This is a genomic window from Pseudomonas migulae, assembly GCF_043225285.1.
Lineage (GTDB): Bacteria > Pseudomonadota > Gammaproteobacteria > Pseudomonadales > Pseudomonadaceae > Aquipseudomonas > Aquipseudomonas migulae_C.
On sequence record NZ_CP171224.1, the window covers coordinates 5,000,060 to 5,014,095 of the forward strand.

Here is a 14,036-nt window from a genome sequence, read left to right on the forward strand (position 1 = left end):
AATTTCTTGTGACGACAGCACGTGCGCGGTGGATGACACAGGCCGTAGAGGTGCTGTATTTATTTGCCCTGGATCGAATTTTCAATGGATTGGAAAGGGCAATGGACAGCTTGATCAAGGAAGTGATCCCGCTACTGCAGTATTTGCTTCCGGGGTTTTTAGCGGCGTGGATTTTTTACTCGCTCACGGCGTTCAACCGACCGGATACCTTTGTACAGATCGTTCAGGCGTTGATTTTCACGTTTGTGATTCAGTCGCTGGTGGTCGGTTTGGAAGGGCTGTTGCTATTGGCGGGAGAACGGCTTTTTTCGATCGGCGTGTGGGACAGGAAATCTGAGGCGTTGTGGTCGGCGGTGATTGCGCTAGTGATGGGGTTTCTTTCCTGTCATATCGCTCATGGCGACAGGCTTCATGCGTTACTCAGGAAACTGAAAATAACGGCTAAAAAATCGTTCCCTTGCGAGTGGTACAGTGCTTTTTCATCGAGGCAAGAGTTTGTGATATTGCATTTGATCGGTGGAAGGCGTCTGTTTGGCTGGCCAAGCGAATGGCCGTCGACACCTGCGACCGGGCAGTTTGTTCTCGAGTTCCCTCGTTGGATCGATAGCGACGACAATCCGTTACCTAGCAGGGCCAAGGCCGTTGTTATTGATGCATCAAAAGTACAGTGGGTCGAATTCGCAAAAACAATAAGGTGATCAAATGACATGCAAAGCACCGCAAGAAATGCCGCCTGAGCTGAGGCGGTTAATGGAAGAATGGGAAAATGGCGGTCCTCCTCCCCCCGGATTGGTGATTCCAATCGGCCCTCCGCCTTTAAGAAGAGAATTCGAGAGACCGCGCAAGCGCAACCGATAAACATGCCTGCGCCCCTTTCCCGCGTCACCTCATTGCTCGACCAGGCCAGACGCGCCTTGCTCCTTGTCTGGGCCACTTCGCGCGGGTTGTTTCTGGGCCTGGTGCTGGCGACCCTGATCGCAGGCGTGCTCCCGGCGTTGGCGGCGTGGCTGGGGCAGCGCATCGTCGACGCCGTGGTGTTCGCCATGCAATTGCATGCGCAGCAGGGCAGTGCGCCGTTGTGGCCGGTGGTGCGTTACGTGCTGTTCGAGGCGGGGGTGCTCGCCTTGCTGTCCGGGACCCAGCGAGCGCTGTCGGTTCAGCAATCGCTGTTGCGGGTGCAGTTGGGGCAGAAGGTCAACACGATGATTCTGGAGAAGGCCCAGACGTTGTCGTTGGTGCAGTTCGAGAACTCCGAGTTCTACGACAAGCTGGTGCGGGTCCGGCGTGAGGCGTCGACCCGACCTTTGGCGCTGGTGATGAAGTCGCTGGGGCTGGTCCAGAACCTTATCGTGCTGATCAGCTTTGGCGTGTTGCTGGTGCATTTTTCACCGTGGGCACTGGTGTTGCTGGTGGTCGGTGCGTTGCCGGTGTTCTTTGCCGAGGCGCATTTTTCCGGGGATGCGTTCAGGCTGTTCACCCGCCGCGCACCGGAGAGTCGGCAGCAGAACTACATCGAGACGCTCCTCTCCCACGAGGCCTACATCAAAGAGGTCAAGCTGTTCGGCTTCGCGCCGCTGTTGCTGAAGCGTTATCGCGAGACTTTTGCGCGCCTCTACGCCGAAGACCGCCGGTTGACCTTGCGCCGCGATGGCTGGGGTTTTGTGCTGGGGTTGTTGGGAACTGGGGCGTTCTACCTGGCTTACGCGTGGGTAGTCGTCGATACGGTTCACGGCAGCATCACCCTCGGCCAGATGACCATGTACCTGGTGCTGTTCAAGCAGGGACAGACCGCTGTGAGCAGCAGCTTGAGCGCCATCAGTGGTCTTTACGAAGACGGGCTGTATCTGTCGAGCCTCTATGAATACCTCGCCGAGCCCGTGGTGACCGACACCGGCAGCCTGACCGTGGGGGCATTACCCGGCGATGGCCTGCGTTTCGAAAATGTCGGTTTCCGTTATCCGGGCGCGAGTCGCGCGGCGCTGGAAGGTGTCGATCTGCATCTGGTGCCGGGGCACAGTGTTGCGCTGGTGGGGGAGAACGGTTCGGGCAAGACCACGCTGATCAAGTTGCTGACGCGGCTGTATCGCCCGGATCAGGGGCGGATCCTGCTGGACGGCAGCGATTTGCAGGCGTGGGAAGAAGATGCCTTGCGGCGGCGCATCGGTGTGATTTTCCAGGACTACATCCGTTACCAGTTTTCCGTTGGCGAGAATATTGGTGTCGGCGACACCCTGGCGTTCAACGATGAACAGCGCTGGCAGACCGCAGCCGCCGAGGGCATGGCCGCGCCTTTCATCGAACGGCTGGACCGTGGATATGCCACACAGTTAGGCCGTTGGTTTGCTGGCGGTCAGGAGCTGTCCGGCGGGCAATGGCAGAAGATCGCCCTGTCACGGGCTTACATGCGCCGTGACGCCGACATCCTGATTCTCGATGAACCGACCTCGGCCCTTGACCCTGCGGCGGAGGCGGCAGTGTTCGAGCATTTCAGCGCGCACACCGAAAACCGCATGACGCTGCTGATTTCCCATCGGTTTTCCAGCGTGCGCAATGCCGACCACATCATCGTGCTGGATCAGGGAGCGATTCTTGAGCGAGGTAACCACGACAGCCTCGTGGCAGCGGGTGGGCGTTACGCGCAGTTGTTCAACCTGCAGGCGCAAGGCTATCGCTAACCGTCAGGAGTCCTGAGCGCCACGGGTGATTGCAGGCCCCGCCATTTGCGGCGGTTTTGCCTTCATCAGGTTTTCGAGCGCCTGGCGGTACTGGGTGCTGCCCAGGCTCATGCTGTTGTTGTGTGTACCGCCGGGCACCAGCAACAGGCGTTTGGGTTCGCTGGCGGCGTTGAACAACTGTTGGCTGAAACGTGAAGGCATGAACGTGTCCGCCAGGCCATGGACCACCAGCAGTGGCATGTCGATATCGACGATCTTGTCGATCGAATCGAATTTCTGCGACAGCAACCAGCGTACCGGAAGCCATTTCACCGGAAGGTTGCTTTCGGCCACTTGCGCCACGGCATCGCCCAGGGACGTGAAGGTGGACTCGATCACCAGGCCGCGCACCGGGACGACGGCGTGGTCCTTTTTCGCCTGTGCGGCCAGATCCGCGGCCAGGTCGATGGCCACGGCACCCCCCAGGGAGTGGCCATAGATCAGGCGTTTGCCGGGATCCGGTTGCATCGTTTTGAAGCGCTCCCAGGCGGCTCGGGCGTCTTCATAAACACTGGCCTCCGACGGCAGATCACCTTTGCTCTGGCCAAAACCGCGGTAGTCGATGGCCAGCACGGAATAGCCCATGGCGCGCAGTTGCTCGATGCGGAAGGCCTGGCCGGTGAGGTTCCAGCGCACCCCGTGCAGATAGAGAATCGACGGCGCATCCCGTCGTGCGGCCGGCCACCACCAGGCATGCAGGTTCTGCCCGCTTTTGAAGCTGGCGGGCTTGATGTCGAATTCCTGCACGTCAGTCGGTAAACCGCGGTACCAGCCTGCGGTGCCCGGTTCGATGCGAAACAGCAGTTCGCGCTCCGTGTGTTGAAGCACGCCGCAACTCACCGGCAGGCCGACAATCAGCGTGGCCATGCACAGCGTCGTCAGCCAGCGACGGCGCAGAAGTGAGAGGAGGGGGGAGAGCATGGGGCGGTCTACCGGTCAGTCACTGAAGTTCGGTTTTTAACAGAAGCGTCCGGGTTGTGGGAACATTTTCGACAGTCGTCCAAAGAGACCCCTGTAGGAGCGAGCTTGCTCGCGATGGTGTGTCAGCCAACATCGCGGCGCCTGACACACCATCGCGAGCAAGCTCGCTCCTACAGTGATTTGTATTGCTCCATATTGCAGATCAGTCCACCCGCAACACAATCTTGCCAATGTGATCACCCGCTTCCATCCGCGCATGCGCCTGCGCGGCATCCGCCAGTGGGTAAACCTCATCGATCATCGGCAGGCAACGCCCGGCCGCGAGGACCGGCCAGACATACTCGCGCAACTGCTCGGCAATCGAGGCTTTTTCTTCCGCGGTGCGTGGGCGCAACAACGAACCGGTCACGATCGCGCGTTTGCTCATGATCGCCAGCAGATCGACATCTTTGGCGTGGGCGCCACCCAGGAAGCCCAGCATGACCAGCCGGCCTTCCATGCCCAGCGCCGCGATGTTCGCGTTCAGGTACGAGCCGCCCATGATGTCGAGGATCACGTTGACGCCCTTGCCGGCGGTTTTTTCCTGAATGACCTGGGCGAAGTCCTGATCGCGGTAGTTGATCGGTTCTGCGCCTAACTTGCGGATCGCCGCGCACTTTTCCTCGCTGCCCGCGGTGGCGAAGGCTTTGACCCCGAACTCGCGGCACAACATCAAGGCGGTCGTGCCGATGCCACTGGTGCCACCGTGAATCAAGGCGCGCTGGCCCTTGCTGGCGCCGCCCATGTCGAACAGATTCGCCCACACCGTGAAGAATGTTTCCGGGACTGCCGCCGCCTGTATCCAGTCCATGCCTTGGGGAATCGGCAGTGTCTGGCTGGCCGGGGCCACGCAGTATTGCGCGTAGCCGCCGCCGTTGGTCAGTGCGCAGACGTTGTCGCCGACGATGAATTCGCTGACGTCTTTGCCGACCGCCACCACTTCACCGGCCACTTCCAGGCCGGGGATCGGGCTCATGCCGGGTTTCATCGGGTACTTGCCGGCGCGCTGGATCACATCGGGGCGATTGACCCCGGCGGCGTGCACGCGAATCAGCACCTCGCTTGCGCTAACCGTGGGCAAGGGCGCCTCGCGCGGTTTCAATACCTCGGGACCGCCGGGTTCGGTGATTTCAATCAGGGTCATGCGGGTGGGCAGCGTCATGGAAGCGTCCTGTCTGGAAGGTGTTCAGTAAGTGGGACCACATCAGTTCAAGGCCGGTTGCAGCCGATTATCCCGGTTCACCAGGCGCATGCCCTGTTCCAGCAGCAATGCCACAACAATGGCACCCGCCGCGATCATGAACAACAACCCGTGATGACCGCCGCTGGTATTGAACAGTGCCGAATAGGCAAACCCGGCAATCGCCTGGAACGTGGCGAACGACACGGTGGCGCGGCTCCAGGCGATCTGCTGGCGATGATGGTTCGGAATCAGTTCGTGAACCCGGGCCAATGCCAGCGGCACGATGCCTGGCGGGAACGAGCCGAGGATTACCGCCAGCAAGGCCAGTGCGGTGAATGAACTGGAAATCGACAACAAACCCACGGCAATGGCCTGGATCACCAGCACCAGGCGAATGCTCAACCGTGCGCCCAGTTTGTCGGCCAGAAAACCGTAGCTCACCGGCCCGATGATTGCGCCTATGCCGTACATCACCCAGATCAGCGCGCCAACGTGCGATCCGGCACCGAGACCACGGGCGACGTAATCCACCAAAAACACCATGGCCGGCACCAGCCCGGCGGCCATGAAGGCGTATTGGGCGAACAACAGATAAACCTGAGGGTCGGTCGGTACCGCATGCGTTTCATCCGACAATGGGGCAGCACCCGCCTGCGAGGCGGAAGGCCAGCCGAACCAGCTGGCCGCGGTCAGTACCAGTGCCAACACACCGAGGCCGAACCAGGTGTCCTGCAAGCCCAGGCTCAGCAGCGGCGGAACGATGGTTCCCGACCCGGCAATGCCCAGGCCGATACCCAGAAAGATCGCACCGCTGGCCAATCCTCGGCGGGAAGCCGGTACATGCGGCAGCACGGTGGCAGCGACCAGCACCATGATTGCACCACCGGCAATGCCCGACAGCAGGCGCCAGCCGAAGAACCAGCTCACCGACAACGGAAAGCCACAGGCGAAAAACGACAGCGTCACCGCCAGCATCATCAGGCGCAATGCGCTTTTGTTGGAGGTTCGGCGGGCCAGCGGGTGACCGATCAAGGCGCCGATCAGGTAGCCCACCAGGTTGGCGGCGCCGAGGTAGACCACGTCACTGGCGGAAAACCAGTGGGCCTGGATCAGCGAAGGAATCAGCGGCGTATAGGCGAACCGCGCCAGGCCGATGCTGACCAGGCTGGCGCAGAGGCCGGCGAATATGGGCAGCCAGATCGCGCTGCGCGGGGTGGTGGATGTGCTGAGCATGGGCGCTCTCCAGTGGATTTTTCTCTGGTGCCCAGCTTATCTAGAATTGTTGCTGCAATAGCGCAGCGAGTTTGCGTTATGGTGATGCGAATATGCATCAGTGGAGGCGGGTATGAATTGGGATGATGCGCGGGTTTTTCTCGCCGTGTGCCGGGAGTCGACGCTCCGGGGCGCCGCGCGGGTGCTGGGGGTTGATCAGGCCACCGTCGGCCGGCGGATCACGGCGCTGGAAAAGTCCTTGAGCGCGACGCTGTTTCTGCGCACATCCGAAGGCTACGCGCTGACGGCCGTCGGCGAAGCGGCGTTGAAGGCCGTGGAGAAAATGGAGCATTCCGCGCTGGAGCTGCAGCGCCAGATTCAAGGCCTGGACGACCGATTGACCGGCATCGTCCGGGTCAGCACCACGGATTCCATGGCCATCGATTTCCTGATCCCGGCGATTGCCCGCCTGCATGCGCTACACCCCGATGTGCGGGTGCAACTGGACGCTTCGACGCAGATTCTCAGCCTGGCGAAACGCGAGGCCGACATCGCCGTGCGCAATACTCGCCCGGATAACCCGGACCTGATCGCCCGGCGCATCGCCCGGTGGCCGGTGGGGTTGTTTGCATCGCGGGACTACGTCGACGCCCACGGCGAGCCGGCGCCGGGTTCGGCGTTCGAGGGGCATGATCTGGTGGTGTATCAGCCTTACTTGCAGGGCAATAAGGACATGACCCTGGTCTCGGAACCGCTGGGGCGCGGGCGCATTGTCTCGAGCCTGAGTTCCAGCCTGCTGGTGCGCCGAGCCATTGCTGCGGGCATCGGGCTGGGGGAAATTCCGGTGTACATGGGGGAGCGGGACGGGCTGGTCCGGCTGTGGCCGGAGCGCACGCGGCCGTTGCCGTATGACGTATGGCTGGTGACGCACGCGGACTTGCGGCATACCGCCAGGGTGCGGGTGGTGATCGATGAAATAGTCGAAGGGTTCGCCGAGGCTTTGTAGGAGCGAGCTTGCTCGCGATGGTCGTCAACGATAGCGCTTGGTTTCAGGGTGTACGCGTCGTTTTTGAATCCATCGCGAGCAAGCTCGCTCTTACAGAGAAGTTACGGCATTTCAGGCAGTTCTTGCGGCCGCAAATCGAACACCAGCACTTCAGCATCCACGCCATTGCTCAAGGTCAACAGCTGCTCATCCCGAACCCGCACGCCATCGCCTTCCTTCAGTTGCATGCCATTGAGTTCGACGCTGCCGCGCGCCACATGCACGTAGGCATAGCGATTGGCGGCCAGTTCCAGCGTGGCGCTTTCCTTGCCATCGATCAGTCCGGCGTACACCCGTGCATCCTGACGCACCTTCAGTGAGCCGTTTTTCCCCTCGGGAGAAATGATCAGTTGCAGACGCCCGCGTTTTTTCTGGGTGCTGAAATGCTCTTGCTGGTAGCGCGGTTTGGCACCGCTGACATCCGGCACGATCCAGATTTGCAGGAAGTGCACGCCACGCGTTGCCGAGTGGTTGAACTCGCTGTGTGCCACGCCACTTCCGGCGCTCATCAGCTGCACGTCGCCGGGGCGGATCACCGAGCCGGTGCCCAGGGTGTCCTTGTGTTCCAGCGCGCCTTCGAGCACATAGGAGAAAATCTCCATGTCGCGGTGCGGGTGCTGGCCAAAGCCCTTGCCGGCCGCGACGCGGTCATCGTTGATCACCAGCAGATCGGAGAAACCCTGTTCTTTCGGGTTGCGATAGTTGGCGAAGGAAAAGGTATGGAAGGACTTCAACCAACCGTGATTGGCCAAGCCGCGATCGGAAGCTTTGCGAAGGGTCAGCATGATGAAATCTCCTGAGGGGACGTTGATTCGTCCGAGTGAGGAGAAGGTTAATGGTTATCCTTTGGTGCAATAAGTAGATGAAAATTGAAATACTGTCCCCTTATAGTTGACAATAATAAACAGGCTGTTCCCGTCACACTTGGCCATAATGAAGCATCGCCATACCTCGCCCTGTAGGAGCCGGCTTGCCGGCGATAGCTGTGTGTCAGTCGCCAACAGCATTGGCTGATAGACCGCTATCGCCGGCAAGCCGGCTCCTACAGGTCGAGGTACGGCCAGTGTTCTTTTATTGATTTGAAGTGATGTGTAAACGATGAAAACCGTGGCTATGGTGCTGTTTCCCGACTTTCTCCTGCTCGACATGGCCGGGCCGATGGAGGTGTTTTCCATCGCCAATCGTTATCTGCCCCCCGCCGAGCGTTACGAACTGTCGACCATCGGCACCGAATCGGGCGCGTTGCGTGCCTCCAACGGCGTCAATGTTCACGCTGATGTGCACATTGCTCAGGCGGATCAAGCCTATGACCTGTTGCTGGTGCCGGGCGGCCCCGGCGCCTACAACGAAAAACATCCGCCGCTGCTTGCCTGGCTCAAAGGGGCTGTCGCCCGGTCCGGCAGTTATGGCTCGATCTGCACCGGCGCGTTTGTGCTGGGGCATGCCGGCCTGATCGACGGGTATCGCGTGACCACGCACTGGCATTACACCGAGCGGCTGATCAAGGGCTTCCCGAGGGCGACGGTGGAGACTGACCAGATTTTCGTGCAGGACCGCAACCTCATTACCTCCGGCGGCGTCACCGCCGGCATTGACCTTGCCCTCGCGGTAGTCGCCGAGGACCATGGCAAGAAAGTCGCCCAGGACGTAGCCAAGGTGTTGCTGGTGGTGATGAAACGCCAAGGCGGGCAGGCGCAGTTCAGTCCGTTGATGGCGACCGTCGCGCCCCATGAAACCGCGGTGACCCGCGTGCAAAATCATGTGCTCGAACACCTCGACGAAGCGTTCAGCATCGAGCGCATGGCGAGCCTGGCCACCATGAGCGCCCGTCATTTCGCCAGGGTGTTCGCCCGGGAAGTGAATATGACCCCGATGGAGTTTCTGCAAAGCGCCCGCATTGACCACGCCAGAAATCTTTTGGAAACCAGTGACTTGCCGCTCAAGACCGTGGCCTTCAAAAGCGGCTTCGGCAGCGTGCGGCACATGCGCTTCCTGTTCAGCGAAAAGCTCGGCCTGACCCCGACCCAATACCGCGAACAGTTCAGCTAGAGCCTTCTTGTCCGTTAAGCGCACCGGGATGGCCGTGACGCTCCCCCCGTGGCAGTTGTTCCGTCACCGAGGCCTGCGAAGATACCCGTTGAACTCTTTTCGATGGAGGTGTGCGAGTCTGGCGCGCGACAGATTTTGCTGTCTGTTGAGTTGCCTCGGGTTTGCACGCGTGAATGAGCATGAACAGCCTCACAGACATCCACAGCGATACGGTCCTGCAATTCGGCCCCTACGCTTTCCACTTGCGGCAACGCCTGATCCTGGAAGGTGACCGGCCGCTGCGCATGGGCGGGCGGGCCCTGGAGATTCTGCAGGTTCTGGTCCAGCGCGCAGGCACCGTCGTCAGCAAGGACGAGCTGATTGCGCTCGTCTGGCCGACCTCGGTGGTCGAGGAAATCAACCTGCGGGTGCACATCGCCGCGCTGCGCCGTGCCTTGGGCGACGGGCAGAACGGGCAGCGCTACATCGTCAACATTCCCCAGCGCGGTTACAGCTTTATCGCGCCGGTGCAGCAAGTGCCGGCGGGTTCGCTGGCGTCGATCGAGACCGTGCAGGAAACCCAGCACAATTTGCCCGCGCGGCTGACCCCGGTGACCGGCCGCGACTCGATCGTCGGCAGCCTGGTTCGTCAGTTACCGGTTCGGCGCCTGATGACGCTGGTCGGGCCCGCCGGTATCGGCAAGACGACCGTGGCGCTGCGCGTCGCCGAGTTGCTCTTGCAGCATTATCGGGATGGCGTCTGGCTGGTGGATCTGGCGGCGATCGATGACCCCGCGCAAGTGGTCGATCAACTGACGCGCACGCTTGAGTTGGACGTCGGTACGACCCTGGATACCCTGGCGAACTGGCATGCGTTGCTGGTGCTGGACAACTGCGAGCACCTGCACGAGCGCTGCCGGGCATTGGTCGAAGACTTGCTGATATCGGCCCCGCGGCTGTCCATTCTGGTGACCAGTCGTGTGCCCTTGCTGGCCTCGGGGGAAACGGTCCAGCATTTGCCACCACTGGCGGTGCCGCCGGCGTCGGCGCTGCACAGTGTGGCCGAGGCCATGGGCTATTCTGCGGTGCAGTTGTTTGTCAGCCGCGCCCGCGCTCGCCAGCAAGGGTTCACCCTGCGCGAACAGGACCTCAAGGGCGTGCGCGAAATCTGCCGCCGGCTCGATGGCCTGCCACTCGCCATCGAGCTGGCGGCCGCGCAGATCGATGCGCTGGCGCTGGTGGGGCTGCAAGCCCAGCTCGACAACTGTTTTGAGCTGCTGACCCAAGGGCGACGCACCGCCGTACCCCGGCATCAGACTCTCAAAGCGGCGCTGGACTGGAGCTATGAACAGCTCTGCCCGCTGGAGCAGACCGTGTTGCAGCGTCTGGCGGTGTTCAAAAAGGCCTTCACGCTGGATGCGGCGATTGGCGTGCTGGGAGGCGCAGCGCTGTTGCCCGGTCGTCTGGCTGAAGTCGTGGAAGGCCTGGCGCTGAAGTCGTTGCTGTCGCTGGAGCAGGGCAGTGGCCTGAGCCGTTACCGTTTCCTCAACACCACACGCAGCTACGCCCTGGAAAAGCTTGAACACAGCGGTGAGTTGCGGACCTTTGAAATGCGTTACGCCCATTACATCAGCCGCACGCATTCACCTGTAGGAGCGAGCCTGCTCGCGAAAAACGCACAGGCAACGCGTTAATCCAGACAGTACGCATCATCGTTAAAGACCATCGCGAGCAAGCTCGCTCCTACAGGTGCGCTGAAGTTCGTCGAGCAGTCGGCGTACTTTTCGCAGGTCCGGCGTGGCGAAACCTTCAGTGAACCGGTTGTAGATCGGCGTCAGCAACGTCAGCGCCTGTCGATGCCGCCCCTGTCGTTGCCACATCTGCGCGAGCGAGGTGGCGCTGCGGAGTTCCCAGGCCAGGGCACCTTGGTGTTTCGCCACGTTCAACGCGCGGATCAGCACGGCTTCGGCGGCCGCGGTTTGCACCGGGCAATCTTCAGCGAGCAGTTCATCGGCCCGGGCGCGCAGGATCTCAGCGGTGCTCCAGCCCGCCGTGCCGGTGTCTGCGCGTTGCAGCAGGTCGTCATCGACGAATCCGCTGTCGAGCGTGACCATGATGTCCTTGATCAGCCCCGTGCCGGGTTGAAGTGGGAGCGGTGTGGCGGTGCGATCGATCACCTGCGCGTAGTGCCGGGCCCAGGTGTAGAACAGCAGCACCGAATGTTTCTGCGCTTGCTCCAGCAGCAGGCGCAGGAGTTCACGGGCCGTGCGCGCATCGCCGTTGTAGTGCGCGATCAGGCAACCGGCCAGCGCCAGGGTGTAGCAGATGGACGTGCCGTGGTTGATCTGGATCGCGATGTCCAGCGCCTGTCGGGCGGTGCGCCAGGCCTGTTCCGGCTGACCCTGCAACCAGAGAATGCGCGCGAGAATGGTCAGTGAGGCGACGCTCTGGTCGTACTGCACGCCAAAACCATGGGTGAAGCGGTTGAGGTGCCCGCTCTGGGCCATGCGCTGCAGCACCTGCTCGGCATTCAGCCGCGCCTGGGGCTGGTCCCCGGCGAAGTGCAGCGCCAGCACCCGCAAGCGGTGGGTGCTGAGGGACAACACCGCATCGCCGTGCAATCCGAGGCGATCGAATTGCTGGCTCTGCGCCAAAGCCATCTGATAGTTCGCGCAACTGAGGTTGACCGCCATGTGGCCGGACACCGCGCGCAATTGTCCGGGCAGGTCGTTGCACTGTCGGGCCAGGGTCCTGGCACTGACAAACGCCTCGATGGTTTCCGCCGTGCCGCCCTGTGAGTGATAGCAGGAGCTGCCGAGGGCTAGCTTGAGGGCGATTTCCAGGCGAGGGCAGGGTTCGGGCGAGGCGTCGAGCAGGGCCAGCGCCTTGCGCACATACACACCGTGCTCCTTGAGCAGCGACAGTTCCTGCCATAGCGGTGTGGATGTTGCGGTCAGGCGGATCGCCAAAGCCTCTGGGCCTTGCGTGTTGAAACCCCAGTCGAGGGCCGAGCGAATGTCTTCCAGGCCACGGGCATAACGCTCGATCCAGGTGCCTGTCGGAATCAGCTCCCAGTCGTGTTGCGCTGGATGCATCAGGGCCAGGCAACGCTCGGCATGACGCTCCCGGGTACCCGCCAGATCGGCTGCCAGGTCGAGTTTTTCCAGGGCATAGCTGCGCGTGGTGTCGAGCAGGCGGTAGAACACATCTTCGTCGCCCACTTCCACGTTCAGCAGCGACTTGGCCACCAATTGCGTGATCGAGCCAAACACTTCACGCGGGGCGATGTGTTCGCCGACGATCACCGCTGCCGCCGATTCCAGAGTGAAGCCGCCTCTGAATACACCCAACCGGCGCAGGCAGGTTTGCTCGCAGGCGCTGAGCAGCTCGTAGCTCCAGTCCAGCGTGGCGCGCAGCGTCTGGTGCCGGCCCAGCGTGGACTGACAGCCCTGGGCGAGCAGACGAAAACTGCCTTGCAGTTGCGTCAGCAATCCGTGCACACCCAGGCTGCCGACTTGCGCGGCGGCCAGTTCGATCGCCAGTGGAATGCCGTCCAGGCGCCGGCAGATTTCAATCGCCAGCGGCAACTCGTCATCGTTCAGTTCGAAGCTGTCGTGGCTGGCCATCGCCCGTTCGACAAACAGTTGCAGCGCGGAAAAGGTCAGGGCCTGAGCGCGGTCGAGCACTGCGATGGGCGGCGGGCAGTCCAGTGATTCCAGGCGCTGGACGAACTCGCCCTCGGCCCGCAGGCTCTCGCGGCTGGTGGCCAGGATGTGCACCTCGGGCGCGGCGCGCAGGATGCTTTCGCTGAGCAGGGCGATGGCGTCGAGCAGGTGCTCGCAGTTGTCGATCACCAGCAGCATCTGCCGGTCACGCAAAAATGTGGCGAGGCCGTTCATCGGCTCGTCGTCGTGCAAGGACAGTTCGAGCAAGGTGGCCAGGTGAGCGCTGATCATCGACGGATCGTTGATCGGCGCCAGGTCCAGCAGGCGGATGCCGTCCCGGTAGCGCCCGATCAGTTGCTCGGCGACGCGCAGGGCCACGGTGGTCTTGCCGATCCCGCCGGGGCCGACGAGGGTGATGAAGCGCTGGCGAGACAGTTGCACCATCAGGCTGTCGACCAGGGATTGCCGGCCGATCATGCGGGTCCGCCGCACGGGCAGGTTGTGGCCACTCGGGGGCAACGTCTGATTCGTCGCCGGTTGCTCGATGTGCTCCAGCGAGTATGGCGCGACAAAACTGTAGCCGCGCTGGGCCACGGTGACGATGTAGCGCTGACCGGCCTGACCATCGCCGAGGGCCTTGCGCAAGGCGGCCATGTGCACCCGCAGGTTGATGTCCTCGACCACGCTTTTGGGCCAGACCCAGGCGATCAGCTCTTGCTTGCTGACCACGTTTCCGGCGTGTTCCAGCAGGATCAACAGAATGTCCATGGCACGCCGACCCAGGCGCAGGGGCTGGTCGGCCTCCATCACCAGACGTTGTCCGGGATAGATCCGGTAGGGGCCGAAATGGAGGGCCTGTTCGGGTGGAAGGGTCAACGGGTTGCTCCTGCTTGCAGCCGTCTGGTACGGGGGTTGTGAGCATATTCGTCAGGTTTGTTCATTCGCGCAATGCGCTGGCCAGCTGACTGCAGGGTGTTCACCTGGACTGGCGGTTTCCGATCCTCAACGTTCTTCGCGGTTTTACTGGGCGCGGTGCGGGTGCCCAAGGCGTCGGGGTTTTTGGCGCGCCAGGGAAAATTAACAACGTTTAACTCGTGCAGGGTCTGGTCTACGCCCAAAACTCCAGCACCGCAACTGCTCAACCTGTAGGAGCCGGCTTGCCGGCGATTGCGATGTACCAGTCGCCGACAACTTCGACTGATGCACCGCAATCGCCAGCAAGCTGGCTC

At 61.8% G+C, this 14,036-nt stretch carries 10 protein-coding genes; 5 read left to right on the forward strand and 5 right to left on the reverse strand.

The features are described 5' to 3' along the window. The first annotated feature begins 101 nt into the window (after positions 1–101). On the forward strand, positions 102–698 hold the full coding sequence (locus ACF6ZU_RS22950) for a DUF6338 family protein (RefSeq protein WP_392893886.1): 597 nt from the start codon (positions 102–104) through the stop codon (positions 696–698). 162 nt (positions 699–860) lie between these two features. Then, positions 861–2,675 (forward strand): ABC transporter ATP-binding protein, encoded by a 1,815-nt coding sequence (locus ACF6ZU_RS22955; protein WP_392887256.1) that lies wholly within the window; start codon positions 861–863, stop codon positions 2,673–2,675. Positions 2,676–2,678: 3 nt separating this feature from the next. Here the strand turns inward: ACF6ZU_RS22955 and ACF6ZU_RS22960 are convergent, their stop codons facing one another. From ACF6ZU_RS22960 to ACF6ZU_RS22970, 3 genes are all read right to left on the reverse strand, one after another. Then, complete coding sequence (locus tag ACF6ZU_RS22960; RefSeq protein WP_392887257.1) at positions 2,679–3,635, reverse strand: alpha/beta hydrolase; 957 nt, start codon at positions 3,633–3,635, stop codon at positions 2,679–2,681. A gap of 202 nt (positions 3,636–3,837) precedes the next feature. Further along, positions 3,838–4,836, reverse strand: a complete 999-nt coding sequence (locus ACF6ZU_RS22965; protein ID WP_392887260.1) for an NAD(P)H-quinone oxidoreductase — start codon at positions 4,834–4,836, stop codon at positions 3,838–3,840. A gap of 42 nt (positions 4,837–4,878) precedes the next feature. Then, positions 4,879–6,090, reverse strand: a complete 1,212-nt coding sequence (locus tag ACF6ZU_RS22970) for a YbfB/YjiJ family MFS transporter (RefSeq protein ID WP_392887261.1) — start codon at positions 6,088–6,090, stop codon at positions 4,879–4,881. Positions 6,091–6,202: 112 nt separating this feature from the next. On the opposite strand from ACF6ZU_RS22970, the gene ACF6ZU_RS22975 reads away from it, so the two are divergent. Then, a complete protein-coding gene (locus ACF6ZU_RS22975) occupies positions 6,203–7,075 on the forward strand; it encodes a LysR family transcriptional regulator (RefSeq protein ID WP_392887264.1) in 873 nt (290 codons plus the stop codon). A 101-nt stretch (positions 7,076–7,176) separates the two neighbouring features. On the opposite strand, the gene ACF6ZU_RS22980 is transcribed toward ACF6ZU_RS22975, so the two are convergent. After that, positions 7,177–7,899 carry a pirin family protein gene (locus ACF6ZU_RS22980; protein ID WP_392887266.1) on the reverse strand — a complete coding sequence of 241 codons (723 nt, stop codon included), beginning with the start codon at positions 7,897–7,899 and terminating at the stop codon, positions 7,177–7,179. A 313-nt stretch (positions 7,900–8,212) separates the two neighbouring features. Between ACF6ZU_RS22980 and ACF6ZU_RS22985 the strand changes: the two genes are divergently transcribed. After that, complete coding sequence (locus ACF6ZU_RS22985) at positions 8,213–9,163, forward strand: GlxA family transcriptional regulator (protein ID WP_392887268.1); 951 nt, start codon at positions 8,213–8,215, stop codon at positions 9,161–9,163. Between the two features lie 179 nt (positions 9,164–9,342). Continuing rightward, positions 9,343–10,836: an ATP-binding protein gene (locus ACF6ZU_RS22990; RefSeq protein WP_392887270.1), complete on the forward strand. Its 1,494-nt coding sequence runs from the start codon at positions 9,343–9,345 to the stop codon at positions 10,834–10,836. 21 nt (positions 10,837–10,857) lie between these two features. Here the strand turns inward: ACF6ZU_RS22990 and ACF6ZU_RS22995 are convergent, their stop codons facing one another. Further along, a complete protein-coding gene (locus ACF6ZU_RS22995) occupies positions 10,858–13,683 on the reverse strand; it encodes an ATP-binding protein (protein WP_392887272.1) in 2,826 nt (941 codons plus the stop codon). Positions 13,684–14,036 lie beyond the last annotated feature (353 nt).